Source organism: Streptomyces sp. CB01373 (assembly GCF_002803075.1).
Lineage (GTDB): Bacteria > Actinomycetota > Actinomycetes > Streptomycetales > Streptomycetaceae > Streptomyces.
This window is the reverse complement of sequence record NZ_NNBK01000011.1, coordinates 175,347-199,370: the sequence shown is the minus strand read 5'-3', so window position 1 is coordinate 199,370 and position 24,024 is coordinate 175,347. Positions and strand designations below refer to the sequence as shown.

Annotated in this window: 19 protein-coding genes; 5 read left to right on the top strand and 14 right to left on the bottom strand. The window is 72.3% G+C overall.

Translation table 11 applies throughout. From position 1 onward, the window contains the following. Positions 1-26 precede the first annotated feature (26 nt). The 5 genes from CG719_RS18800 to CG719_RS18780 all read right to left on the bottom strand — a co-directional run bounded on the left by CG719_RS18800 (position 27) and on the right by CG719_RS18780 (position 10,592). Entirely contained in the window at positions 27-1,703 is a 1,677-nt protein-coding gene (locus CG719_RS18800) for a serine/threonine-protein kinase (RefSeq protein WP_100569807.1), read from the bottom strand. A gap of 84 nt (positions 1,704-1,787) precedes the next feature. Continuing rightward, positions 1,788-3,434: a serine/threonine-protein kinase gene (locus CG719_RS18795; protein WP_100569806.1), complete on the bottom strand. Its 1,647-nt coding sequence runs from the start codon at positions 3,432-3,434 to the stop codon at positions 1,788-1,790. 162 nt (positions 3,435-3,596) lie between these two features. Then, complete coding sequence (locus CG719_RS18790; protein WP_100569990.1) at positions 3,597-6,227, bottom strand: protein kinase; 2,631 nt, start codon at positions 6,225-6,227, stop codon at positions 3,597-3,599. A 178-nt stretch (positions 6,228-6,405) separates the two neighbouring features. Continuing rightward, positions 6,406-8,529, bottom strand: coding sequence for a serine/threonine-protein kinase (locus tag CG719_RS18785; RefSeq protein ID WP_100569805.1), 2,124 nt, complete (start codon positions 8,527-8,529; stop codon positions 6,406-6,408). A 356-nt stretch (positions 8,530-8,885) separates the two neighbouring features. Then, the gene (locus CG719_RS18780; RefSeq protein ID WP_100569804.1) at positions 8,886-10,592 is read right to left on the bottom strand and encodes a glycerol-3-phosphate dehydrogenase/oxidase; all 1,707 of its coding nucleotides are present in this window, start codon (positions 10,590-10,592) and stop codon (positions 8,886-8,888) included. Positions 10,593-10,892: 300 nt separating this feature from the next. On the opposite strand from CG719_RS18780, the gene CG719_RS18775 reads away from it, so the two are divergent. Next, a complete protein-coding gene (locus CG719_RS18775; RefSeq protein ID WP_100569803.1) occupies positions 10,893-12,101 on the top strand; it encodes a nucleotide sugar dehydrogenase in 1,209 nt (402 codons plus the stop codon). Positions 12,102-12,171: 70 nt separating this feature from the next. Here the strand turns inward: CG719_RS18775 and CG719_RS18770 are convergent, their stop codons facing one another. From CG719_RS18770 to CG719_RS18750, 4 genes are all read right to left on the bottom strand, one after another. Continuing rightward, positions 12,172-13,296 carry a GuaB3 family IMP dehydrogenase-related protein gene (locus CG719_RS18770; protein ID WP_100569802.1) on the bottom strand — a complete coding sequence of 375 codons (1,125 nt, stop codon included), beginning with the start codon at positions 13,294-13,296 and terminating at the stop codon, positions 12,172-12,174. A 105-nt stretch (positions 13,297-13,401) separates the two neighbouring features. Next, positions 13,402-14,904, bottom strand: coding sequence for an IMP dehydrogenase (gene guaB / locus CG719_RS18765; protein WP_100569801.1), 1,503 nt, complete (start codon positions 14,902-14,904; stop codon positions 13,402-13,404). Positions 14,905-15,067: 163 nt separating this feature from the next. Next, positions 15,068-15,655, bottom strand: a complete 588-nt coding sequence (locus tag CG719_RS18760; protein ID WP_100569800.1) for a sigma-70 family RNA polymerase sigma factor — start codon at positions 15,653-15,655, stop codon at positions 15,068-15,070. A 628-nt stretch (positions 15,656-16,283) separates the two neighbouring features. Further along, positions 16,284-16,895 (bottom strand): response regulator transcription factor, encoded by a 612-nt coding sequence (locus tag CG719_RS18750; protein WP_003948568.1) that lies wholly within the window; start codon positions 16,893-16,895, stop codon positions 16,284-16,286. A 381-nt stretch (positions 16,896-17,276) separates the two neighbouring features. Here CG719_RS18750 and CG719_RS18745 point away from each other — a divergent pair, with 381 nt between their 5' ends. Beyond that, positions 17,277-17,606: a WhiB family transcriptional regulator gene (locus CG719_RS18745; protein WP_100569799.1), complete on the top strand. Its 330-nt coding sequence runs from the start codon at positions 17,277-17,279 to the stop codon at positions 17,604-17,606. A gap of 193 nt (positions 17,607-17,799) precedes the next feature. Here the strand turns inward: CG719_RS18745 and CG719_RS18740 are convergent, their stop codons facing one another. Next, positions 17,800-18,696 carry a LysR family transcriptional regulator gene (locus tag CG719_RS18740; RefSeq protein ID WP_100569989.1) on the bottom strand — a complete coding sequence of 299 codons (897 nt, stop codon included), beginning with the start codon at positions 18,694-18,696 and terminating at the stop codon, positions 17,800-17,802. An 81-nt stretch (positions 18,697-18,777) separates the two neighbouring features. Between CG719_RS18740 and CG719_RS18735 the strand changes: the two genes are divergently transcribed. The 3 genes from CG719_RS18735 to CG719_RS18725 all read left to right on the top strand — a co-directional run bounded on the left by CG719_RS18735 (position 18,778) and on the right by CG719_RS18725 (position 21,120). Continuing rightward, positions 18,778-19,458, top strand: coding sequence for an MOSC domain-containing protein (locus tag CG719_RS18735; RefSeq protein WP_100569798.1), 681 nt, complete (start codon positions 18,778-18,780; stop codon positions 19,456-19,458). Between the two features lie 97 nt (positions 19,459-19,555). Further along, the gene (locus tag CG719_RS18730) at positions 19,556-20,329 is read left to right on the top strand and encodes an SDR family NAD(P)-dependent oxidoreductase (protein ID WP_100569797.1); all 774 of its coding nucleotides are present in this window, start codon (positions 19,556-19,558) and stop codon (positions 20,327-20,329) included. An 83-nt stretch (positions 20,330-20,412) separates the two neighbouring features. Then, positions 20,413-21,120 carry an ester cyclase gene (locus CG719_RS18725; RefSeq protein WP_100569796.1) on the top strand — a complete coding sequence of 236 codons (708 nt, stop codon included), beginning with the start codon at positions 20,413-20,415 and terminating at the stop codon, positions 21,118-21,120. A 56-nt stretch (positions 21,121-21,176) separates the two neighbouring features. On the opposite strand, the gene CG719_RS18720 is transcribed toward CG719_RS18725, so the two are convergent. The 4 genes from CG719_RS18720 to groES form a co-directional block, all read right to left on the bottom strand. Then, positions 21,177-21,434, bottom strand: coding sequence for a Txe/YoeB family addiction module toxin (locus CG719_RS18720; RefSeq protein ID WP_100569795.1), 258 nt, complete (start codon positions 21,432-21,434; stop codon positions 21,177-21,179). Continuing rightward, complete coding sequence (locus CG719_RS18715; protein WP_100569794.1) at positions 21,431-21,709, bottom strand: type II toxin-antitoxin system Phd/YefM family antitoxin; 279 nt, start codon at positions 21,707-21,709, stop codon at positions 21,431-21,433. Before CG719_RS18715 ends, CG719_RS18720 begins: the two co-directional genes overlap by 4 nt. A 169-nt stretch (positions 21,710-21,878) precedes the next feature. Beyond that, complete coding sequence (gene groL, locus CG719_RS18710) at positions 21,879-23,504, bottom strand: chaperonin GroEL (RefSeq protein WP_100569793.1); 1,626 nt, start codon at positions 23,502-23,504, stop codon at positions 21,879-21,881. A gap of 130 nt (positions 23,505-23,634) precedes the next feature. Then, a complete protein-coding gene (groES, locus tag CG719_RS18705; RefSeq protein WP_100569792.1) occupies positions 23,635-23,943 on the bottom strand; it encodes a co-chaperone GroES in 309 nt (102 codons plus the stop codon). Positions 23,944-24,024 lie beyond the last annotated feature (81 nt).

Here is a 24,024-nt window from a genome sequence, read left to right as displayed (position 1 = left end):
CCGGCTCCAGCAGGCAGCGTATCCGGTCACCGACCCGTGACCTGTGCGTCGAAACCGCCGACCGCTGCGTCGAAGTGCTGCTTGGCCTCGCGCACCCTGCCGACCGGTGCCGACACCCACACGTCGTACATCCGCCCGTCCTGCTCCCAGCACAGGTCGTACGTGTGCCGCGGGCCCTCCGCCGCGCTGAAGCCGTTCCAGGTGAACTCCCAGAGGACGGCCGGGTGTCCGCGGTGGGTGGTGGCGGTGACGCGGCCGTCGCGGTAGCCCGGGTTGGTGTCCGCTCCCGCGGCGTCGGCGCGGCGCATCACCGCGAGCGGGCCTCCGCTCTCCGGCCGGGCCACCTTGATGCCGAGGCGGAAGGTCTCCCCGGGCGACACGTAGAAGACCCGCTCGCCCTGCGGCTCGCGGGTGAAGCCGTCCGGTACGGCGACGGAGAAGCCGGCCGGGTCGTGCACCAGGTGGTGGCCCGAGGGCACGGCGCCCTCGGCGGCGGGCGGGGCGGATCCCGTGACGGTGACCGTGGAGACCGGGACGGGGGGTGAACCCGGCGGCGAAGCAGGCGGTGGTGACGGCGTGTTCGGCCGGGAGGCGGTGCCGTCCGTGGCGTGCGTGGCGTTCGCGGGCATTTGCGGGCCCGAACTCGTCGGCGTCCCGCCGTCGCTGCCGCCGCCCCGCATCAGCAGTGCCACGGCGGACGCGCCCGCCCCGGCCGTCGCGGCCACCAGCAGCGCGGCGACCAGCACGTTCCGGGTGGGGTACCGGGCGGGTGCCCGGGCGGCGGGGTCGGTCGACGCCGGGCCGGGCGCATCGGAGGTGACGGGCACTCCGCGCTGCGTCGGCGCGATCCGGACCGGCGGCCCGGGCGTGCGGCCCGACTCCAGGAAGGCACGCAGCATCCGCTCCGCCTCGGCCGCCGTCAGCCGCCGGTCCGGATCGCGCTCCAGCAGCCCGCGTACGACGGGCAGGATCGGCGCGGCCTGCGCGGGCGGCCGGATCTCGTCGAAGACGACCGCGTGCAGGATGCCGCCGAGCGAGTCGCGCCGGAACGGTGACTCGCCGCTCAAGGCGGTGCACAGCAGCGCGCCGAGCGACCACAGATCCGACTCCGGCCCGGTCCCGGCCCCGGACATCCGCTCCGGAGCGGTGTACTCCGGTGAGCCGACGAAGGACCCCGTCTCGGTGAGCGTCGTCGCGCCGGCCATCCGCGCGATGCCGAAGTCGGTGAGCACGATCCGGTCGGTGCCCGACTCCACCAGGACGTTGGCCGGCTTGATGTCCCGGTGCAGGACACCGGCGGCGTGCGCGGTGCGCAGCGCGCTCAGCAGGGCGACGCCGATGCGGGCGCCCTCGGCGGCGTCCACCGGGCCGCGCGCGGCGATCCGGTCGGCCAGCGAGCCGCCGTCGACCAGCTCCATGACGATGTAAGGGCGCTCGTCCTGCACGACGACGTCGTACACGACGACGAGGTGGGGGTGTCGCAACCGGGCGACCGCGCGGGCCTCGCGCAGGGTGCGCTCCCGCTGGAGTGCGGCCTCCTCGGCGGACAGGGTCTCGTCCAGCGGGATTTCCTTGACCGCGACCCGCCGTTCGAGGAGCTGGTCGGTGGCCCGCCACACGATGCCCATGCCCCCGCGGCCGAGCCTCGCCTCCAGGCGGTAACGGCCCGCGATGACACGGAAGTCGTCCCCCTCGGTCCCCATACGCCCCATCATGCCGCAGGAACCACCCACCCCTTGGGGCGTCGTCCGGCCAACGAAGCGTCCCGGCCAGGGGTCGGCGGGGGGTCAGCCGGCAGCCGGCTGCCAGCTCTGGAGCACGGTCTGGAACTGCTGCCGCGTGCGCGTCCAGTCCTCCTCCGGCGAGGACATGTAGATCGCGTACTCGACGCCCTCGCGGGAGAAGTACGTCTCCTCGACGGCGTGGCGCGGGCCGGGGAACGGCGTGTCCTTCGCCAGGGCCGTCCATGTGTACTCCCACCGGGAGCCCGGGCAGTCGCGGTAGGTGTTCGGCTCCAGACCCACCCGCCGGTAGTCGACCAGCCGCTGGAGCCGCTGCTCGAGGTAGAGCTGGTGCTCGTGAGCGGTGGAGAAGTCCGGCGTGTTCTCCACCGCGACGCGGATGAAGTGCTTGCCGCCGTCGGGGGTGTAGTCGACCTGGTGGGTCGCCTCGTCGAACACTTCCCGCTGCCAGGTCTCGTCGGGGACGGCGAGGCTGAATCCGTAGGGGTCGCGAACGCGCACCCAGCCGTCCGGGAGACCGCCGGAGGCGTCGGTGGTCGAGGAGGGCGTGGACGGCGTGGTGGTCTCCGGCGGCGGGGTCGACGGGGAGGTGGCGGAGTCCTGCCGCCGGTCCTGGTCCCACTTCTGCAGCATCAGGGCGCTGCCGCCGCCGACGAGCGCGGCGAGGGCCACGACCAGGATCAGGGTGCGGCGGCGCCTGGGCATCCGGACCGCGGGGTGCTGCGGCATGGGTCCGATGGCGGCCTGCGCGGGCGCCGGGTACGGGGTCGTGGCCGGCGGCCAGGACCCCGAGGCGGGGTACGCGGCGGCGTGCGCGGCGGTCTCCGGGGGGAGTCCGGCCGCCTGCGTGGGCACGTACGCCTGCGCGCTGCTCGGTCGGCGGCCCTCGGCGGCCTCGGCGAGCATCTGCTCGGCCTCCTCAGCCTGCGGCCGTTCGGCCGGGTCCTTGCGCAGCAGGGCGGTGATGACCGGGGCGAGCGGGCCGGCGTGCCGCGGCTCGCGCGGCTCCTCGTCGACGACCGCCTGCATGGTGCTCAGCGGCGAGGTGCGGCGGAACGGCGACAGGCCCTCCACCGCCGTGTAGAGGGTGGCGCCCAGCGCCCACAGGTCCGAGGCCGGTCCCGGGTCGTGGCCGCGGACGCGCTCGGGGGCCAGGTAGTCGACCGAGCCGACGACCTCGCCGGTGCGGGTGATGGTGGTGTCGCCCTCTATCTGGGCTATGCCGAAGTCGGTCAGCAGGACGCGGCCGTCCTCGCCGAGCAGCACGTTGCCGGGCTTGACGTCGCGGTGCAGCACCCCGGCGGCGTGCGCGGCGCGCAGCGCGCGCAGCACCCACAGGCCGATCCGGGCGGCCTCCGCCGGGTCCATGCGGTCCCGGTCCTTGAGCGCGTCCGCCAGCGAGCGGCCCTCGACCAGCTCCATCACGATCCACGGGCGGCCGTCGTGCTCCAGCACGTCGTGCACCGTCACGACGGCGGAGTGGTTGATCCGTGCCGCCGCGCGTGCCTCCGCCCGGGTGCGCGCCAGCAGCACCTCCTGGTCGCTCTCGGCGACGTAGAGCGCGGCGGTCAACTCCTTGATGGCGACGGCCCGGTGCAGCACCTCGTCGTGCGCGCGCCACACCCGGCCCATGCCGCCGCTGCCGATGGCGTCGGCGAGCCGGTAGCGGCCCGAGAGGAGCAGGCCCTGCATCTGATTCACGTTTCCCCGCAGTGGTCTTGACAGGCTCAGCGTAGGGACCGGCCCCCCGGCTGGGAACCAGCGGGGTCCCAAGAGAGCCTCACTGTGACGGTTGTCGCTCCCCGGACAGTGTGCGGTTCCGGCAGTTCGGGCGGTTCCGGCGGTTGCCGCGGTTCAGCCGGTGTACCGGTACGTCGCCGAGGCCTGCTCGTACAGCGTGGTCACCCGGTCCCGCTGGGACTCGGGCCCCCGTACCTGCACCACGTGGTACTTGCCGTCGATCAGGGCGGCCAGGTTGCGCACGTACAGCTGCCGCCCGCTCCCGTCCGTCCAGGTGAACTGCCCCTCGGCCGTGGTCCGTCCGCCGACCTGGGTGGTCCGCAGACCCGTGGAGGTGGCCCAGCTCGAGTCGCGGTAGGCCTGCAACTCGCGCTCCTTCTCCCGCTGGTACGCCATCGGGTCGCTGCCAAACGTGGCCGCGGTGTCCCGTCCGGGCACGACGATCAGCTCGAACGAGCCCTGGGAGTAGACCACTTGCCTTTGGTTGTTGCCGGGCGTACGGGTCCAGCCCTTGGCGACGGCGACCTGGAAGCCGGCGGGGTCCTTGCGCAGCGTGAAGCCGTCGGCGGCGTCCGGCGCGGTCGTCTGCGTTTCGGCCTCGGCCGAACCGGCCGCCTTCGAGGGGCTGTCGTCCGCCGCGGACGAGGACTCGCCGGGCTGCGGGGCACCGCTCCCGCCGTCGCCGTCCGAGTGCGCCGGGGCGGGGCTCGCCTCGCCGGCGGTTCCGGTGCGGTCGCCGGCCGCCGCGCCGTCGCGGTCGGCCTTCGGCATGAACAGCACGGCGTAGGCGACGGCGGCGGCCATCAGCAGCAGGACGAGCAGGAGCAGTGTGCGGCCCAGGCGCCGCGGCGAACCCGTCTGCCGTCTGTGCCGTGCGTGTGTGGCGGGCAGCCCTGCGCGCCGCCTGCGCACCAGCTCGCCGCGGCGCCGTACGACGGGCAGCCTGCTGGGGTCGGCGGGAGGGGCGGCGATGACGTGGACGCCGGCCTCCGGCTCGGGGGCGGAGCGCACCAGTGAGCGCAGCCAGCCGCTGAGTTCCTCGAAGTCGAGGCGTTCGGTGGGGTCCTGGCGCAGCAGCGACTCCACGACCGGGCGCAGCGGCCCGCACTCCTCCGCGTACGCGGGCGGCTCGGCGCACACCATCTGCACCAGCTCGGCGGTGGACTCCTCCGGGTACGGCGCGTGTCCCTGCACCGCCCGGAAAAGCAGCGCCCCGAGCGCCCACAGGTCGGTCGCCGGGCCGATGGGCGCGGCGAGCTGCCAGTTCTCGTGCACGGGCCCGGCCTGTTCCGGCGCCCAGCGCTCGGTCACCGGCCCCACCACGGCCATCCGGGCCTGCCGCGCCCGCTCGGCGGCCAGCGCGGTGGCGGGCCCCCGCCGCGCGGGGCTGCCGGCCACGACGTCACCCCAACGGGCCGGTACGCCCCCGGCGTCGTCCGCCGTGCCCGCGCCGGGCTCACCGCGCCCTTGCGCGGGCACCATATGGCCGGGCGTGGTTCCGGGTCCTGTGGCGAGCGCCGGGCGCGGGCCGCGGGCGTCGGCGGCGGGTGCGGACGGGAGGGGCGCGGTCGCTCCGGGGTGGGCGGCGGTGCCGTTGCGGGTGGGGGGCCGGACTCCGTAGGGGTCGGCGATCTGTCCTGGCGGAGGGGTGGCGCTCCCGGCGGGCCGTGGCTCGCCCTCGACGGGCGTACGGGCGGTGGGCAGTTCGGCGCGTGCGCTCTGCTGCGCCTCCTGCACCCGGGCGGCCGCCCGCGCTCCGGCGCGGTACGCGGCGATCGCTCCGGCCCGTGCCGCCCTGATGTCCCCGCCGGTCTGCGGCGTCCGCCGCGAGGGCGGCTCGCCGGGCCCCGCGTCCGGGCCGGGCAGCGGCAACGGCCCGGCCGCCCGCGCCTCGATAGCGGCCCGCCGCGCGGCCTCGGGGTCCACCGGCGGGGTGCCCGCGCCGGTCCCGCCCCCGAAGCCAGGACCGCTGGTGATCTCGGTGAGTCCGGCGGAGTCCGTCGCACCCGCGCCGCCGGCCGTACCGCCGGGGCCCATGGGACCGCCCGGCGTGCCGGACGCGCCACCCGGAGCACTCTCGTCCCCGTCGTCCTCGGGCGGGACCGGGTCGTACCCGCACAGGGCCTCCTCGGCCGCGCCGACCGCGAGGCCGGTCAGCATCACGCGGCCGTCGTCGCAGACGAGGACCGTGCGGGCGGTGATGTTGCGGTGCACCCAGCCGTGGGCGTGCAGCACCCTCAGCGCCATGAGGATGTCGGAGGCGACCTCGGCCGCCCGGTACGGCGACAGCGGACTCTCGGCGAGCAGTGCGGCCAGGGGCCGGGCGGCGACCAGTTCGCTGACGACCCACAGCGAGCCGCCCTCCGCGAACACGTCGAAGACCTGGTCGAGCCGGGGGTGGTCGGGTATCCGCGCCGCGGCCTGCGCGGCCTCGACCGCCCGCCGCACCGCCGGATCGGCGGGGCGCCGCGTCGCCGACCGCGCGCCCCGGGCCTCGTCCGCCGAACGCCCCGTACGGACCGGCCCGCGCCGGGAGGCTCCGTCGCGCGCGGTGAAGCCGTCGGGCAGGCCGTCCGCGTCGAGCACCTCCGCCTCGACCACCTCGGGCAACGGCACCTGCCTCAGCAGGACTTCCTGCCCGCTGTAGGTGTCGAAGGCCCGGGTCTCGGTCAGCTCGTACTCGTCGGACGGGGGCAGCGGCAGGCGGTAGCGGTCGGCGAGAACCCGGCCCGCATAGTCGTCCACGTTGCCTCCCCCGGCCGCACGGTCGGTCAATTCCGTTCGCCACGCGTCCCGTTCGGCGATGCTTACGGTCCGCAACCACTCACGATACGTGCCGGAGGCAATCCGCAATGACGGGATGCCAGATCTCGCCGCGCCGAACCCGGAACCCCGGGGACGGGCGGCGGGACCGGTCCGCTCACTACTTCTTCGGCTGGAAGGTCTCCGTCAGCGTCTTCCAGGTGCTCTTGCGCAGGTCGCCGTCCCACGTCGCGGCCTTCGCGCTGTACATCAGCGCGTGCCCGAGGTGGTCGTTCACCACGAACCCGCGGTCTATGCTGCGGTACTTGGTCCCGCCCTCGACGTAGGTGAACTCCCAGTCGGCGGTGTTCCAGCCGCGGTAGTCCACCGCCTCTATGCGCACCCGCTGGTACTGGGAGCGCACCATGTACCTCTCCTGGTTGGTCCAGTCGGCCACCGGGTCGCCCTTGGGCGTGGTCGTCCAGGCGACGAGCAGCCGCTGCCCGTCGGGGCCGGTGAAGCGGACCCCCGCGGAGTCGGTGCTCGCGTACTTCCAGCCCTTGGGCAGCCCGATGGAGAAGCCCTGAGCGCCCTTGTACGTCGTCGCCACGGGGGCGCCGTCGTCGCCGGAGCGGCCGCCTCCGGAGCCGGAATCGGAATCGGAATCGGAAGCAGAACCGGAACCGGAGCCCGCGTCGGAGCCCTTGCCCGATGTCCCGGCGTCGGCGTCGTCGTCCGTGGCCGGTGTGCCGCCGGAGCCGTCGGCCTCCGTCGCGGAGCCGGACCCGTCCTGGCCCGTGGCGGCCTCGCCGCTCTCGTCCTTCTTGGTGGAGGGGCCCGCGGACGAGCCCGCGGTGGCGGCAGGGCGGTCGGCCGCGCTCTTGCCGTCGTCGCTCTTGTCGTCGCCGCCGAGCGTGAAGGCGAGCACGGCACCGGCCACGGCGAGCACCACGACCACCGCGACGATCACGAGCGTGCGCCGCGGCACCACGTCGGTGAGCGACGCCTTGGGCGCCGGGCGCGGCGGCAGGTCCAGGTCCGGCGGGGTCATCACGGGCCAGCCCGAACCGGAGCGGCCCGCCTGCGCGCCACCGGCGCCGCTCCCCGAGGCGGACGCGCTCTGCGTCCGGTCCGCCCCCGGCTGCGCGCCAGAACCGCTCGCGGAGCCGGGGCCCGCCGGAGCCGTGCCGCCGGACGCCGACTCGGCACCGGCCCCCGCCACTGCTGCGGGTTTCGCGACCACGGACGCCTTGCGCACCGAGCGCAGCGCCCCGCGAAGGCGGTCGCCCGGCTCCTCGCCCTGCCCGCCCGCGGAACCGGAACCGGAAGATCCCGAACCGCCTTTGCGGGAACGCCTGTCCGGCTGCGCGGGCAGCGGGACGACCTTGGTCGCGTCCGCGGGCGGCTCCGGCTCGGCGTGCTTCGGTTCGGGCGCGTCGATGACGGCCTTGAGCATGGCCCGGGCGCCCGCGTCGTCGAGCCGCTCGTCCGGGTCCTTGTTGAGCAGGGCGTGGATGACGTCCCTGAGCGGGCCGGCGTTCCTCGGCTCCTCCAGCGGTTCGGTCATCACCGCGGTCAGGGTGGCGATCGCCGAGCCCTTGTCGTACGGCGGCGTGCCCTCCACCGACGCGTACAGCAGGCCGCCGAGCGACCACAGGTCGGCCGCCGGTCCGGGCTTGTGCCCGCGGGCCCGCTCCGGGGAGATGTAGGAGGGGGCGCCGACGAGCATGCCGGTGGAGGTGATGGAGGGGTCGCCCTCGACCTGCGCGATGCCGAAGTCGGTCAGGACGACCCGGCCGTCCTCGGCGATGAGCACGTTGGACGGCTTCACGTCCCGGTGCAGGATGCCCTGGCTGTGCGCGGAGCGCAGCACGTCGAGGACCGCGAGCCCCACCTCGGCCGCCCGCCTCGGCGTGAGCAGCCCGTCCTCGCGGATGGCTTCGGCGAGGGACTTGCCCTCGACGAGTTCCATGACGATCCACGGGCGGTCGTCCTCGTCGACCACGTCGAAGACGGTCACCGCGCTGGTGTCGCGGATGCGCGCGATCGCCTTGGCCTCGCGCAGCGTGCGCGTGATCAGGCGGCGCTTCTCGTCCTCGTCGATGTTCGACGGGAACCGCAGCTCCTTGACCGCGACGGTCCGGCCCAGGGTCTCGTCCTCGGCCCGCCACACCGTGCCCATGCCTCCGCGGCCGAGCACGTCCCCCAGGCGGTAGCGCCCGGCGAGAAGGCGCTCGCTCCTGTCCTGCAGAGAGTCCTGACGAGTGTCCTGACGGGGTGTTCCCGCCCGCTCCGCGTCCGACATGCGTCCCCTCATGCAACCCGCCCTGACAGAGCCTCCATTGTCTCTCACCCGACAAGCACGCGACGCCCAGGGGCCCCCTCGGAACACTCCGGGGGCACGGTCGAACGGCCCGTCGTACACACGGGAATGACGGGCCGTGACAACACGGAAGCCATGGGTGCCGACCCTTCGGACCATTCCGGCCATAATCTGCGCCGGACGTCCACGGCGCGTGTCGTGCGTGTCCTGCGTCTCGTGCGGGACGGCGGACCGGCCCGCAGAGGGTTCATAACGGCACGATCGGCGGATTCACGACGCCACCACCGGCAAGCTCGCCACCGCGCGATCGGCGGGTGCACGAAGGACGATCGGCGCGATCACAACGGCACGATGTCCGGCGCTCCCAGCCGGGCCGCGTCGGCCGTCAGGTCGTCGGGCTGGCGCTGCGACTCCCGCTCGGCCTCCACCCGCTTCTCGTAGTGCTCGACCTCGCGTTCGATCTGGTCCTTGTCCCAGCCCAGCACCGGCGCCATCAGCTCGGCGGCCTCCCGGGCGCTGCGCGTGCCCCGGTCGAAGGTCTCGATGGATATGCGGGTGCGCCGGGTCAGCACGTCGTCCAGGTGCCGGGCGCCCTCGTGGGAGGCCGCGTAGACGATCTCGGCGCGCAGATAGTCGTCGGCCGCCTTGAGGGGAGCGCCCAGGGTCGGGTCCTCGGCGACGAGGGCGAGCACCTCCCGCGCCGCCGACCCGAACCTCCCCAACAGGTGCTCCACGCGCACCACATGGAGTCCGGCCTCGGCGGCGATGCGCGCCCGGGCGTTCCACAGGGCCGGGTAGCCCTCGGCGCCGAGCAGCGGGATCTCCTCGGTGACGCAGTCGGCGACGCGCATGTCGAGCCCGCGCACCGCCTCGTCGACGGCGTCCTTGGCCATCACCCGGTACGTCGTGTACTTGCCGCCCGCGACCACGACGAGGCCGGGCACCGGATGGGCCACGGTGTGCTCGCGCGACAGCTTGCTGGTGGCGTCGGACTCGCCGGCCAGCAGCGGCCGCAGGCCGGCGTACACGCCCTGCACGTCGTCGCGGCCGAGCGGCACCGCCAGCACCGAGTTGACGTGCTCCAGGAGGTAGTCGATGTCGGCGCTGGAGGCGGCCGGGTGGGCCTTGTCGAGGTCCCAGCCGGTGTCGGTGGTGCCGACGATCCAGTGCCGGCCCCAGGGGATCACGAAGAGCACGGACTTCTCGGTGCGCAGGATCAGGCCGGTGCTGGAGTTGATGCGGTCCTTGGGCACGACGAGGTGGATGCCCTTGGAGGCCCGGACGTGGAACTGGCCGCGCTCCCCCACCATCGCCTGGGTGTCGTCGGTCCACACCCCGGTGGCGTTGACGATCTGCTTGGCGCGGATCTCGTACTCGCCGCCGCCCTCCACGTCCCGCACCCGCGCGCCGGTGACCCGCTCGCCCTCGCGCAGGAATCCGGTGACCCGGGCACGGTTGGCGGCCTTCGCGCCGTACGACACCGCCGTGCGCACCAAGGTGGCCACGAAGCGGGCGTCGTCCATCTGTGCGTCGTAGTACTGGAGGGCGCCGACCAGGGCGTCCTTGCGCAGGCAGGGAGCCACCCGCAGGGCGTGACGGCGGGTCAGGTGACGGTGCAGCGGCAGTCCCCGGCCGTGGCCGCGGGCCATCGACATGGCGTCGTACAGGGCGACGCCCGAGCCCGCATACAGGCGCTCCCAGCCCTGGTGCTGGAGCGGGTAGAGGAACGGCACCGGGCGGACCAGGTGAGGCGCGAGGCGTTCCAGCAGCAGGCCGCGCTCCTTCAGCGCCTCCCGGACCAGCGCGAAGTCGAGCATCTCCAGATAGCGCAGTCCGCCGTGTATCAGCTTGCTGGACCGGCTCGACGTACCCGACGCCCAGTCACGCGCCTCCACGATGCCGGTGGACAGACCGCGGGTGACGGCGTCCAGGGCGGTGCCGGCGCCCACCACGCCTCCGCCCACGACCAGGATGTCCAGCTCCCGCTCGGCCATTCCCGCCAGTGCCTCGGCGCGCTGCGCCGGCCCCAGTGTCGCTGTCCTCACCGCTGCCTCCCGCTGTCGGTCGCGCCGGCCGCACCCGTCGGGCGAAGCCCGTTCCCATCCCCCATGCCTCTAGCGTGTCCCCCCGCCTCCTCCCCATGCCCAGATTCTGACCGGGTTGCCCGACTTCAGCCACCAGTGACCCCCGGCCTGTGGACAACTCCGGGGGCGTACCGAGAAACACGCTGGTCAATCCCGCATAACGGTCATATTTACTCCTAGTCTGACATTGCGCTCGCTCGTCCTGTCCACAGGACTTGCGGACCTGCCACGCCTCGGTTATTGGGAAGGACGGCCCACGCCATGCCCGCAGATCTCGCCGTCATCGGACTCGGCCCGCTCGGCCTGCCCCTGGCCCAGGCCGCCGTCTCCGCCGGCATCCACACCGTCGGGTACCGCACCGGGAACGAGTCCGGGTCCCTCAGCCCCGCCGAACTGCGCCGGATGCTCTCGGAGGGCTTCCGGCCGGCCACCAACCCGGCCGAACTCGGCCGGGTGCGCACCGCGGTGATCTGCGCGCCGACCCCGCGGGGCGCGGACGGCGGGCTCGATCTGAGCCAGGTGGAGTCAGCCGCACGCGCGCTCGCCGGGCACATGCGCCCGCACACCACCGTGATCCTGGAGTCGCCCGCACATCCCGGCACGACGGAGGAGTTCCTGCTCCCGCTGCTGGAAAACGGCTCGGGGCTGCGGGCGGGCCGCGACTTCCACCTCGCCTACTCGCCCAGCCGCGTCGACCCCGGCAACCGCGGGATCACCCCGGCCAACATGCCCAAGGTGATCGGCGGACTCACCCCGGCCTGCACCGAGTCGGCCGCGGCCTTCTACGGGCGGCTGACCGACAAGGTGGTACGCGCGCGGGGGCTGAGAGAGGCGGAGACGGTCCAGCTCCTGGAGACCAACTACCGGCACGTCAACATCGCCCTGGTCAACGAGATGGCCGTGCTCTGCCACGACCTGGGCGTCGACCTGTGGGACGTCGTGCGCTGCGCGGAGACCAAGCCGTACGGCTTCCAGGCCTTCCGCCCCGGCCCCGGCGTCGGCGGCCACGGCCTCCCGCAGGACCTGGCCGGCCACGCGGGCTGCGGGCTGCGCATGGTCGAACTCGCCGAGCAGGTCAACGGCCGCATGCCGCGCTACGTCGTCCAGCGCGCCGCCGCCCTGCTGAACGAGCACGGCAAGTCGGCCCGAGGCGCCCGGGTCCTGCTGCTCGGCGTCACCTACAAGGCGGACCTCGCCGACCTCCAGGGCACGCCCGCCGAGGAGATCGCCGTCCGCCTGACGGGCCTCGGCGCCTCGGTCAGTTACCACGACCCGTACGTGCCCGCGTGGAGCGTCCGCGACCGGCCCGTGCCCCGCGCGGACTGCCTGTACGAGGCGGTGGCCGACGCCGACCTGACGGTCCTGCTCCAGCAGCACCGCACCTACGACCTCCAGGGCCTCTCGGTGAAGGCCCAACTGCTCCTGGACACCCGCGGGGCCGCGCCCACGGGGGCGGCGCACCGGCTGTGAGAGGCGAAGGGGCCCGGTCGTCCGCCTGAGCGGACGACCGGGCCCCTTTCGCGGGCCGTGGGCGCGTGTGTCAGCGCTTGTGCTGGGAGTCCCCCACCGTCACCTCGACGCGCTGGAACTCCTTGAGCTCGCTGTAGCCGGTCGTGGCCATGGCGCGGCGCAGGGCGCCGAAGAAGTTCATGGAGCCGTCGGGGATGTGCGAGGGACCGGTGAGGACCTCCTCGATGGTGCCGACCGTGCCGAGGTCGACCTTCCGGCCGCGCGGCAGCTCCTCGTTGACGGCCTCCATGCCCCAGTGGTGGCCCTTGCCGGGCGCGTCGGTGGCACGGGCCAGCGGGGAGCCCATCATCACGGAGTCGGCGCCGCAGGCGATCGCCTTGGGCAGGTCGCCGGACCAGCCGACGCCGCCGTCCGCGATCACGTGCACGTACCGGCCGCCGGACTCGTCCATGTAGTCGCGGCGGGCGGCGGCCACGTCGGCGACCGCGGTGGCCATCGGAACCTGGATGCCGAGCACGTTGCGCGTGGTGTGCGCGGCGCCGCCGCCGAAGCCGACCAGGACACCGGCCGCGCCGGTGCGCATCAGGTGCAGGGCCGCGGTGTAGGTGGCGCAGCCGCCGACGATCACCGGCACGTCGAGCTCGTAGATGAACTGCTTGAGGTTCAGCGGCTCGTGCGAGGACGACACGTGCTCCGCCGAGACCGTGGTGCCGCGGATGACGAAGATGTCCACGCCCGCGTCCACGACGGCCTTGGAGAACTGGGCGGTGCGCTGCGGGGAGAGCGCGGCGGCGGTGACCACGCCCGCGTCGCGCACCTGCTTGATCCGCGCGCCGATCAGCTCCTCCTTGATGGGAGCGGCGTAGATCTCCTGGAGGCGGCTGGTCGCGACCTCGGCGGGCAGCTCGGCGATCTCGTCGAGCAGCGGCTGCGGGTCCTCGTACCGCGTCCACAGGCCCTCGAGGTTGAGCACGCCCAGGCCGCCCAGCTCGCCGATGCGGATGGCCGTGGCCGGGGAGACGACCGAGTCCATGGGGGCCGCCAGGAAGGGCAGCTCGAAGCGGTAGGCGTCGATCTGCCAGGCGATCGAGACCTCCTTCGGGTCCCGCGTACGGCGGCTGGGGACGACGGCGATGTCGTCGAAGGCGTACGCCCGGCGGCCGCGCTTGCCGCGCCCGATCTCGATCTCAGTCACGTCTGTGGCCTTTCCCTGATGCGTTGCAGCGTCTTCCAGTATCGCCGACACCCATGGCAAAGGCGGCCCCGGAGGCTTCCGGAGCCGCCCTGCACGGCGTGCCGCCTACTTGCTGCTGTAGTTCGGCGCCTCGACCGTCATCTGGATGTCGTGCGGGTGGGACTCCTTCAGGCCCGCCGAGGTGATCCGGACGAAGCGGCCCTTGGATTCCATCTCCTCGATGGTGGCCGCGCCCACATAGCCCATGGTCTGGCGCAGACCGCCGACGAGCTGGTGCAGGACGTTGGCCAGCGGGCCGCGGTAGGGCACCTGGCCCTCGATGCCCTCGGGCACGAGCTTGTCGTCGGAAGCGACCTCGGCCTGGAAGTAGCGGTCCTTCGAGTACGACCTCGCCTGGCCGCGGGACTGCATGGCGCCGAGCGAGCCCATGCCCCGGTAGGACTTGAACTGCTTGCCGTTGATGAAGAGCAGCTCGCCGGGCGACTCCTCGCAGCCCGCGAGCAGGCTGCCCAGCATGACCGTGTCGGCGCCGGCGGCGAGCGCCTTGCCGATGTCGCCGGAGTACTGCAGGCCGCCGTCGCCGATCAGCGGGATGCCCGCCGGACGGGCGGCGAGGGACGCCTCGTAGATGGCGGTGACCTGCGGGACGCCGATACCGGCGACCACACGCGTGGTGCAGATCGAGCCGGGGCCCACACCCACCTTGATGCCGTCGACACCGGCGTCGATCAGGGCCTGGGCGCCGTCGCGCGTGGCGACGTTGCCGCCGATCACGTCGACGGACACGCTCGACTTGATCTTCGACATCCAGCTCAGCGCGTTGCTGTTGTGGCCGTGCGAGGTGTCGACGACCAGGAAGTCCACCCCGGCCGCGGCGAGCGCCTGGGCACGCTCCAGGGCCTCGGGGCTCGCGCCCACCGCGGCACCGACGAGCAGCCTGCCCTCGGAGTCCTTGGCCGCGTTCGGGTACTGCTCCGCCTTGACGAAGTCCTTGACGGTGATCAGGCCCTTGAGGACGCCCGCGTCGTCGACCAGCGGCAGCTTCTCGATCTTGTGCTTGCGCAGCAGTTCCATGGCGTCGACGCCGGAGATGCCGACCTTGCCGGTGACCAGCGGCATCGGCGTCATGACATCGCGCACCTGGCGGCTGCGGTCGGACTCGAAGGCCATGTCACGGTTGGTGACGATGCCCAGCAGCTTGCCGGCCGGGTCCGTGACGGGCACACCGCTGATGCGGAACTTGGCGCACAGCGCGTCCGCCTCGGCGAGCGTCGCCTCCGGGTGCACCGTGATGGGGTCGGTGACCATGCCGGACTCGGACCGCTTGACCAGGTCGACCTGGTTGACCTGGTCCTCGACCGAGAGGTTGCGGTGCAGCACGCCCACGCCGCCCAGCCGGGCCATCGAGATCGCCATGCGGGACTCGGTCACCTTGTCCATCGCCGCCGAGAGCAGCGGGATGTTGACCCGGACGTTGCGGGAGATACGGGACGATGTGTCGACCGCGTTGGGGAGCACCTCGGATGCGCCCGGCAGGAGGAGCACGTCGTCGTAGGTCAGCCCGAGTGTCGCGAATTTCTCGGGCACTCCGTCGACGTTGGCAGTCATGACACCTTCCCCAAATGGCCTTGATCGGTGCGGATGTCCATGCTAACGGGAAGCACGCCTCTCTCATTCCACGGTTCTGAGCAGCCGCCGGATTCGTACTTTCGTACGGAAATGACCTGCCGCGCGTTCAACCGGGGCGGTGAGTGAGGGGCGGGACGGCCGCCTACTGTTCGGCCAGGGCGCGCAGCCGGCTGAGCGCGCGGTGCTGGGCCACCCGGACCGCTCCGGGTGACATTCCCAACATCTGTCCCGTTTCCTCCGCGGTCAACCCCACCGCGATGCGCAGCAGCAGCAGCTCGCGCTGGTTCTCCGGGAGGCTGGCCAGCAGCTTCTTGGCCCACTCGGCGTCGCTGCTGAGCAGGGCGCGCTCCTCCGGGCCGAGCGAGTCGTCCGGGCGCTCGGGCATCTCGTCCGAGGGCACGGCCGTCGAGCCCGGGTGCCGCATGGCGGCGCGCTGCAGGTCGGCGACCTTGTGGGCGGCGATGGCGAAGACGAAGGCCTCGAAGGGACGGCCGGTGTCCTTGTAGCGCGGCAGGGCCAGCAGGACCGCGACGCAGACCTCCTGGGCGAGGTCCTCGACGAAGTGCCGGGCGTCGCCCGGGAGCCGGGACAGCCGGGTGCGGCAGTAGCGCAGCGCCAGTGGGTGGACACGGGCGAGCAGATCGTGCGTGGCCTGCTCGTCGCCGTCGACGGCGCGGTGGACGAGCGCACCGATCGCCCCTTGGGCAAGTGCCGCCTGGTCGTCACGCATCGGTCCATGGTGCCTTGACGTCGTCCGGTCCGTGGCACCGCCTTCGTGGTTGTGCACCGAAGCGTTATGAGCAGGTGCGCCGAAGCTCATCCCCTGCGCCCTCCCCTTCCGCTCGACCAACTCGTCCGCGAGGAACTCCACACCCTCAAGGATGCGTCATCCGCGGCGAAACAAGCAGCGGGCCTCCGGCGGGGCGCTTTGCCACCGGCGCCCGCGGTGCTGTATGGCACCTCGCGCGTGTTCCGGCCCCACGTTCCCACAGGGCCGCGACGGCCGCCTGCCGTCTCCCGGCCGCCCGGGGCCGGGGAGCGGCACCCGTGCGGGGACGTGCGAGCGGCACGGCCGCGCGTCCGGCCGGCCGGACACCCCCCACGCTCGTCGCCGCGCGTGGGGGTGGCGTCACGTTCCGGTACGCCGGTCCGGGGCGGCCCGACCGGGATCCGCACGGGTCCTAGGGCGTGTTTCGAAAGTGCCGTCTGCCCCGCGACGCCTGGCACGCACGCTCGCTGCGTTGTCGGGATCGCCCACGTACACCCAGTACGAGGGCGACCCTCCGCCTTGCGATCGCACGCACCAGACGCCGCGGGGCCCGCCCTCCGGGCGAACGACGCCACTTTCGAAACACGCCCTAGCGGACCAGGCCCCAGCGGAAGCCGAGGGCCACCGCGTGTGCGCGGTCCGACGCGCCGAGCTTCTTGAACAGCCGGCGGGCGTGGGTCTTCACGGTGTCCTCGGAGAGGAACAGCTCGCGGCCGATCTCCGCGTTGGAGCGGCCGTGGCTCATGCCCTCCAGGACCTGGATCTCCCGAGCGGTGAGCGTGGGCGCGGCGCCCATCTCGGCCGAGCGCAGCCGGCGCGGGGCGAGCCGCCAGGTGGGGTCGGCGAGGGCCTGCGTCACCGTGGCCCGCAGCTCCGCGCGGGAGGCGTCCTTGTGCAGGTAGCCGCGGGCGCCGGCGGCCACGGCGAGCGCCACGCCGTCGAGGTCCTCGGCGACGGTCAGCATGATGATGCGCGCGCCGGGGTCCGCGGACAGCAGGCGCCGGACGGTCTCGACGCCTCCCAGACCGGGCATGCGCACGTCCATGAGGATGAGATCGGAGCGGTCGGCGCCCCAGCGGCGGAGGACTTCCTCGCCGTTGGCCGCCGTCGTCACACGCTCGACGCCGGGCACGGTCGCGACCGCGCGGCGCAGCGCCTCTCGGGCAAGCGGGGAGTCGTCGCAGACGAGGACGGATGTCATGGCCGTCCTCCGCAGCTGATGCGCGTCACCTTGAGCCTCCAGGCTGGTACGGAATCGTCACCTGTGCGGTCGACCGTCTCGGGCGCCCGCCCGAGCGCTTGTGTTCTCAACCGCCTCCGCACTCTCAACGACGGTCACTCGAAAGAGTTACGGGGCTGTACGCCGTCTTCGGCACTCTACGTGAGGGAACGGACACAGAGCAGACATGAACGTCAGACCCTCAACTTTTCATCACAAGCTATGCCCCATTTAGCCCCTTTTGTTCCCGTTTCTAGGTGTCTAGGGCTAGATTCGCAATGAGTCATATTTTCATCTCCTTAGATCGGAGATGTACGGTCGTTGGCACCGTATCCGCCACGAACGGCTACAAGGGGTCACGTAATGGCAGATTTCTCCCGCCTTCCCGGACCGAACGCGGACCTGTGGGACTGGCAGTTGCTGGCTGCCTGCCGCGGGGTCGACAGCTCGCTCTTCTTCCATCCCGAGGGCGAGCGCGGGGCGGCTCGGAGCGCTCGAGAGAACTCGGCCAAGGAGGTCTGCATGAGGTGCCCGGTCCGTGCGGAGTGCGCGGCACACGCCCTGGCGGTGCGCGAGCCGTACGGAGTGTGGGGAGGCCTGACCGAGGACGAGCGCGAGGAGCTCATGGGGCGGGCACGGAACCGGCTGGTGTCGGCGTCGTCGACCAGCGGGGACACCGCCTCCGAAAACTGAAGGAACGTTTTTTCTGATCCGTTCGCAGAGAGCCGCAGCAGGGCACGCGTCACGCGTGCCCTCGCGATACCCCGACCCCTGATCCGCCGACCGCCCGCCGGCCGATCCCCTGATCCGCCGATCCCCCGCCGACCGCCTGCCCGCCGATCCCGATCACTGACCCGGACCCCGGTCCCCCTTGTGCCGGCCCGTGTCAGCGGGCCCCGGCCCGCACCAGCTCCTCCAGCGTCGCCGCCACCGCCGGCACCTGTGCCAGGTCGGGCAGGGTGAGGGCGACGATCTCCCGCCGCACCGCCGGTTCCAGCTCCACGGTGCACGCGCCCCTGGGCCGCACCGACTCGACGGCGAGCTGGGGCAGGACGGCGACACCCAGTCCCGCGCCGACCAGGCCGACCACCGCCGGGTAGTCGTCGGTCGCGAAGTCGATGCGCGGCGTGAAGCCGGCGCCCTCGCACACCTGGACCAGCTGGCCGCGGCAGCGCGGGCAGCCCGCGATCCACGGATCGCCCGCGAGGTCGCCGATGGCCACGGACCCCGCACGGGCCAGCCGGTGCCGCTCGGGCACCAGGGCCACGAGCCGGTCGGTCAGCAGCGGCCGTACGACCAGGTCCTCCCACTCCGCGGCGTCCGCGGCCCCCTCGTAGCGGAAGGCGAGGGCCACGTCGCAGTCGCCCTGGCGCAGGAGTTCGACGGACCTGGGCGGCTCGGCCTCCTCCAGGGAGACCCGGGTGCCGGGGTGCGCGGCGCGCAGCGCGGCGAGCGCGGTGGGCACGAGCGTGGAACTTCCGCTGGGGAAGGAGACGAGCCGTACCCGCCCGGCCCGCAGCCCGGCGATGGCGGCGATCTCCTCCTCGGCGGCGGTGAGCCCGGCGAGGATGCCGGTGGCGTGCCGGACGAGCGCGTCGCCGGCCTGGGTCAGGCGCATCTCACGGCCGGCCCGGACCAGCAGCGGGGTGCCGACGGCCGCCTCGAGGGCCTTCATCTGCTGGCTGACGGCGGGCTGGGTGCAGCCCAGCTCGCGCCCCGCCGCGGAGAAGGAGCCGGTGGTGGCCACGGCACGCAGCACACGGAGATGACGAGCCTCGATCACACCAACGAGCATAAGTGAAACTTGGGCGGGCGGCGGATTATCGCGTCGACACTTTGACCGGCGCTCGCCTACCGTGCCCGCATGAAGCTTCTGTCTGTGAACCTGGGCCGCGCCGAGGCCGTTCCGTACACCGACCAGCCGGACGGTGTGACCGGCATCGGCAAGCGGCCCGCGGACGGGCCGGTCAAGGTGTCGGCGCCCGGGCCGAAGGGGGTCGGCGCGAGCGGGCTGGCCGGGGACGCGGTGTGCGACACGCGGCACCACGGCGGCGACGACCAGGCGGTGTACGCGGTGGCGCGCGAGGACCTCGACGAATGGGAGCGCGAGCTGGGCCGGACGCTGGCCAACGGCGTCTTCGGCGAGAACCTCACCACGCTCGGCCTGGACATCACCGGCGCGCGGATCGGCGAGCGCTGGCGCATCGGCTCGCCACTCGGCCCCTCGGTGCTCCTGGAGGTCACCAGCGGACGGATTCCCTGCCGGACCTTCCAGGGCCATCTGGGTGAGAAGGGATGGGTGAAGCGGTTCACGCAGCGGGCGGCGCCGGGCGCGTATCTGCGGGTGCTGGAGGCCGGTGAGATCCGGGCGGGCGACCCCGTCGAGATCGTGCACCGCCCGGACCACGACGTGACCGTGGGCCTGCAGTTCCGGGCCATGACGACCGAGCGCCCGCTGCTGCCCCGGCTGCTCGCGGCGGGTACTGCGCTGCACCCGGAGTCGCTGGCGGCGGCCCGGAAGTACGCGCGCGAATACGCGGGCTGACCGGCTGTCATCGTCCCGGCCGACACGTGGGCATCACCGGTCGGGAGGGCCTGTGCGGAGATCGGGACAAGGCGCCGGGGGCCACTAACCTTTCGGCATGACAACGGCTCTGATTACGGGATCGACCGCGGGCATCGGCGCCGCCTTCGCGCGGCGGCTGGCGGCCGACGGGCACAACCTGGTGCTGGTGGCGCGCGACACCGCGCGCCTGACGGAGCAGGCCACCGAGCTGCACGACCGGCACGGCATCGAGGCGGAGGTGCTGACGGCCGACCTGGCGACGGACGCGGGCATCGAGACGGTCGCCGCCCGGCTGGGCGACCGCAAGGACCCCGTGGACCTGCTGGTCAACAACGCCGGCTTCGGCAACAAGGGCCGTTTCCTGGACGTGTCGATGGCCGACGAGCTCAGGATGATCAAGGTGCACGTCGAGGCGGTGCTGCGGCTGACGTCGGCGGCGACCTCGGCCATGCGCGAGCGCGGCCGGGGCGGGGTCGTGAACGTGGCCTCGGTGGCCGCCTTCGTGCCGCGCGGCACGTACGGCGCGTCGAAGGCGTGGGTCGTGCAGTTCACCCAGGGCGCGGCGCGCGACCTGGCCGGCAGCGGCGTACGGCTGATGGCGCTGTGCCCCGGCTTCGTGCGCACCGAGTTCCACGAGCGGGCCGGCATGGGCACGGACAACATCCCGAACTGGATGTGGCTGGACGCGGACAAGCTGGTCGCGGCGGCGCTGACGGATCTGGCCCACGGCAAGACCCTGTCCATCCCGGATCCGCGGTACAAGGCGCTGATGGGCCTGGTGAAGGTGACGCCGCGCGGCCTGCTGGGCGGGATCACCTCGAAGACGGGCCGCAAGTACGGACCGCAGTGACGGTACGGAGGTGATGGAGGCGCCCCGGTGGGAGAATGGCACCGACGGAAAACCGGACCGGGCCAGGGGACCGGAGGCGCGTCATGACCTTCGTACAGCTCATCGACTGCAGGACGAGCCGGTTCGAGGAGATGAACCGGCTGCTGGACACCTGGGTGGAGAAGACCGGGGGCAGGCGGACCGCGACGCACGCGGTCGTCGGCAAGGACCGCTCGGACGGGACCCATGTCGTCGAACTGGTGGAGTTCCCGTCGTACGAGGAGGCGATGCGGACCTCGAACCTGCCGGAGACCGACGAGATCTTCCGGGGCCTGGTCGCCCTCTGCGACGAACTGCCCACCTTCACGGACCTGGACGTCGTGCGGGACGAGCCGCTCCGCGCGACCCTCGTACGCCGTTTCTACGGCACCCTGACGACCGCCGGTGAGCTGCCGCCGCTCAACGACCTGATCGACGAGGACTGTCACAGCCACGACCCCGTCAACCCCCAGGTCACCATCGGCCTGGACGCCATCCGCCGCGACTTCCGCATGTGGCGCGACGCCTTCGACGCCTCCTTCACGGTCGAGGACCTGATGGCGCAGGGCGAAAGGGTCTGCGCCCGCTGGACCTGGTCCGCCGCGCACCGGGGCGAGTTCCTCGGCATCGCCCCCACCGGCAAGCGGGTCACCATGACCGGCATGACCGTCTTCCGGTTCGGCGACAACGGCAGGATCACCGAACTGTGGTGGCAGCACGACCAACTGGGACTGCTGCAACAGCTCGGCGCGCTGGACGAGTTGGAGCAGTAGGCAGGGCCCACCGGAAGACGACGGGCCGGCAGCCGCGAAGGGTGAGCGCCTGGAGGTCAGTAGTGGTACCGGGCCTTGATGATCACGACTTCCTTCTCCGTGGCCCGGTAGACGAGGCGGTGCTCGTCGTCGATCCGGCGTGACCAGTAGCCCGACAGATCGCCCTTCGGCGGCTCCGGCTTTCCGATACCGGTGAAGGGGTCGCGCTGGATCTCGCCGATCAGACGCACGAGCTTGCGGAACAGCTTCCTGTCGGCGGACTGCCAGTACAGGAGGTCCTCCCACCCGCTGGGGCGGAACCGTACGTCCCTCACTCCCCGTCCTCCGCCAGAGCCTCCAGCTCCTCCATGCTCTTGGTGATCACCGGGGTGTCGGCGGCCTTGTCCGCGGCGACGGCCGCCATGAGGTGAGCGGCGTTGGCCGGCGAGCGCAGCAGGTAGACGGTCTCCTGCCAGGAACGGAAGTCGTCGGCGGACATCAGTATGGCGTTGCCGCCCCTGGAGGTGATCTCGACCGGCTCATGGTCGTCGTTGACCTGCTGGATCAGCGGGAAAAGCCTGGCGCGGGCCTCGCTGGCGGTGATGGACACGGGCGCCTCCTCCACGGGACTCGTACGGGAGAACCGTACCACTCGACCGGTACGAGTTCCTGGTACCAGTCGGACAGGATCACGCTTCCCCGTGGTCCGGCAACACCGATGCCCGGCACCCCCGAAGGGGCACCGGGCACCGGTCGTTCGGCTCAGTTCAGCGGAGCGCTCAGTGGGCGTGGCCGTGGCCGTGGCCCGCTGCGGCCGGCTCTTCCTCTTCCTTCTTCTCGACGACCAGGGTCTCGGTCGTGAGCAGGAGGGAGGCGATGGAGGCGGCGTTCTCCAGGGCGGAGCGGGTGACCTTGACCGGGTCGATGACGCCGGCCTTGACCAGGTCGCCGTACTCGCCGGTGGCGGCGTTGTAGCCGCTGCCCTTCTCCAGCTCCGCCACCTTGGAGACGATGACGTAGCCCTCGAGGCCGGCGTTCTCGGCGATCCAGCGCAGCGGCTCGACGGCGGCCTTGCGGACGACCGCGACACCCGTGGCCTCGTCGCCGGTCTTGTCGAGGTTGCCCTCCAGGACCTTCACGGCGTGGACGAGCGCGGAGCCACCACCGGAGACGATGCCCTCCTCGACCGCGGCGCGGGTCGCGGAGATGGCGTCCTCCAGACGGTGCTTCTTCTCCTTCAGCTCCACCTCGGTGGCGGCGCCGACCTTGATCACGCACACGCCGCCGGCCAGCTTCGCGAGGCGCTCCTGGAGCTTCTCGCGGTCCCAGTCGGAGTCGGTGTTCTCGATCTCGGCCTTGATCTGGGAGACGCGGCCCACCACGTCTTCCTTGTTGCCGGCGCCGTCGACGATCGTGGTGTCGTCCTTGGTGACGGTGACGCGGCGGGCGGAGCCGAGGACGTCAAGACCGGCCTGGTCGACCTTGAGACCGACCTCCTCGGAGATGACCGTGGCGCCGGTGAGGACCGCCATGTCCTGGAGCATCGCCTTGCGGCGGTCGCCGAAGCCGGGGGCCTTGACGGCCACGGCGTTGAACGTGCCGCGGATCTTGTTGACGACCAGGGTCGACAGGGCCTCGCCGTCGACGTCCTCGGCGATGATCAGCAGCGGCTTCGAGGCGTTCGCCTGGATGATCTTCTCGAGGAGCGGGAGCAGGTCCCCGATGGCGGAGATCTTGCCCTGGTGGATCAGGATGTACGGGTCGTCGAGGACGGCCTCCATACGCTCCTGGTCCGTGACGAAGTACGGGGACAGGTAGCCCTTGTCGAAGGCCATGCCCTCGGTGAAGTCCAGCTCCAGACCGAAGGTGTTGGACTCCTCGACGGTGATGACGCCGTCCTTGCCGACCTTGTCCATCGCCTCGGCGATGAGCTCGCCGACCTGCTGGTCCTGGGCGGACAGCGCGGCGACCGCGGCGATGTCGGACTTCTCGTCGATCGGGCGGGCCGAGGCGTGCAGGTCGTCGGAGACGGCCTTGACCGCGGCGTCGATGCCCTTCTTCAGAGCGGCCGGGGAGGCACCCGCGGCGACGTTCTTCAGGCCCTCGCGCACGAGCGCCTGGGCGAGCACGGTGGCGGTGGTGGTGCCGTCACCCGCGATGTCGTTGGTCTTGGTCGCCACCTCCTTCACCAGCTGGGCGCCGAGGTTCTCGTACGGGTCCTCGATCTCGACCTCGCGGGCGATGGTGACGCCGTCGTTGGTGATGGTGGGCGCGCCGAACTTCTTGTCGATGACGACGTTGCGGCCCTTGGGGCCGATCGTCACCTTGACCGTGTCGGCAAGCTTGTTGACGCCGCGCTCGAGGGCGCGACGGGCGTCCTCGTCGAACTTCAGGATCTTCGCCATGGCAGCGGGAGCCCTCTCGAAATCTGGTGGAAAGACACTGCGCCCCGGGCGCCCGGCTTCTTATCGGTCGCGGGGGGCCAGGGGCGCAGCTCAAGCAGAATTGCTTCGGCTTCGTTAAGAAGCGGGTGAACTACTTCTCGATGATCGCGAGGACGTCGCGAGCCGAGAGGACGAGGTACTCCTCGTTGTTGTACTTCACCTCGGTGCCGCCGTACTTGCTGTAGAGCACGACGTCGCCGACCTTCACGTCGAGCGGAAGACGGTTGCCGTCCTCGAAGCGGCCCGGGCCCACGGCCAGGACGACGCCCTCCTGGGGCTTCTCCTTGGCGGTGTCCGGGATGACCAGGCCAGAGGCCGTGGTCTGCTCGGCGTCGAGCGGCTGGACCACGATGCGGTCCTCGAGCGGCTTGATGGCAACCTTGGTGCTGGCGGTCGTCACGATCCGACCTCCCCCTTCGGAGATCTCACGGGGTTAACTGTCTGAGGTGGCGACCAGGTCGATCCGTCGTCGCGGGTGCCG

Bases quoted from the DNA above. Each gene is read 5' to 3' on its own strand.
- CG719_RS18745 (WP_100569799.1), top strand. From the start codon at position 17,277: ATGGCAGATTTCTCCCGCCTTCCCGGACCGAACGCGGACCTGTGGGAC.
- CG719_RS18735 (WP_100569798.1), top strand. From the start codon at position 18,778: ATGAAGCTTCTGTCTGTGAACCTGGGCCGCGCCGAGGCCGTTCCGTAC.
- CG719_RS18725 (WP_100569796.1), top strand. From the start codon at position 20,413: ATGACCTTCGTACAGCTCATCGACTGCAGGACGAGCCGGTTCGAGGAG.
- CG719_RS18795 (WP_100569806.1), bottom strand. From the start codon at position 3,434: ATGCAGGGCCTGCTCCTCTCGGGCCGCTACCGGCTCGCCGACGCCATC.
- CG719_RS18730 (WP_100569797.1), top strand. From the start codon at position 19,556: ATGACAACGGCTCTGATTACGGGATCGACCGCGGGCATCGGCGCCGCC.
- CG719_RS18760 (WP_100569800.1), bottom strand. From the start codon at position 15,655: ATGCGTGACGACCAGGCGGCACTTGCCCAAGGGGCGATCGGTGCGCTC.
- groL (WP_100569793.1), bottom strand. From the start codon at position 23,504: ATGGCGAAGATCCTGAAGTTCGACGAGGACGCCCGTCGCGCCCTCGAG.
- guaB (WP_100569801.1), bottom strand. From the start codon at position 14,904: ATGACTGCCAACGTCGACGGAGTGCCCGAGAAATTCGCGACACTCGGG.
- CG719_RS18750 (WP_003948568.1), bottom strand. From the start codon at position 16,895: ATGACATCCGTCCTCGTCTGCGACGACTCCCCGCTTGCCCGAGAGGCG.
- CG719_RS18800 (WP_100569807.1), bottom strand. From the start codon at position 1,703: ATGGGGACCGAGGGGGACGACTTCCGTGTCATCGCGGGCCGTTACCGC.
- CG719_RS18775 (WP_100569803.1), top strand. From the start codon at position 10,893: ATGCCCGCAGATCTCGCCGTCATCGGACTCGGCCCGCTCGGCCTGCCC.
- CG719_RS18785 (WP_100569805.1), bottom strand. From the start codon at position 8,529: ATGTCGGACGCGGAGCGGGCGGGAACACCCCGTCAGGACACTCGTCAG.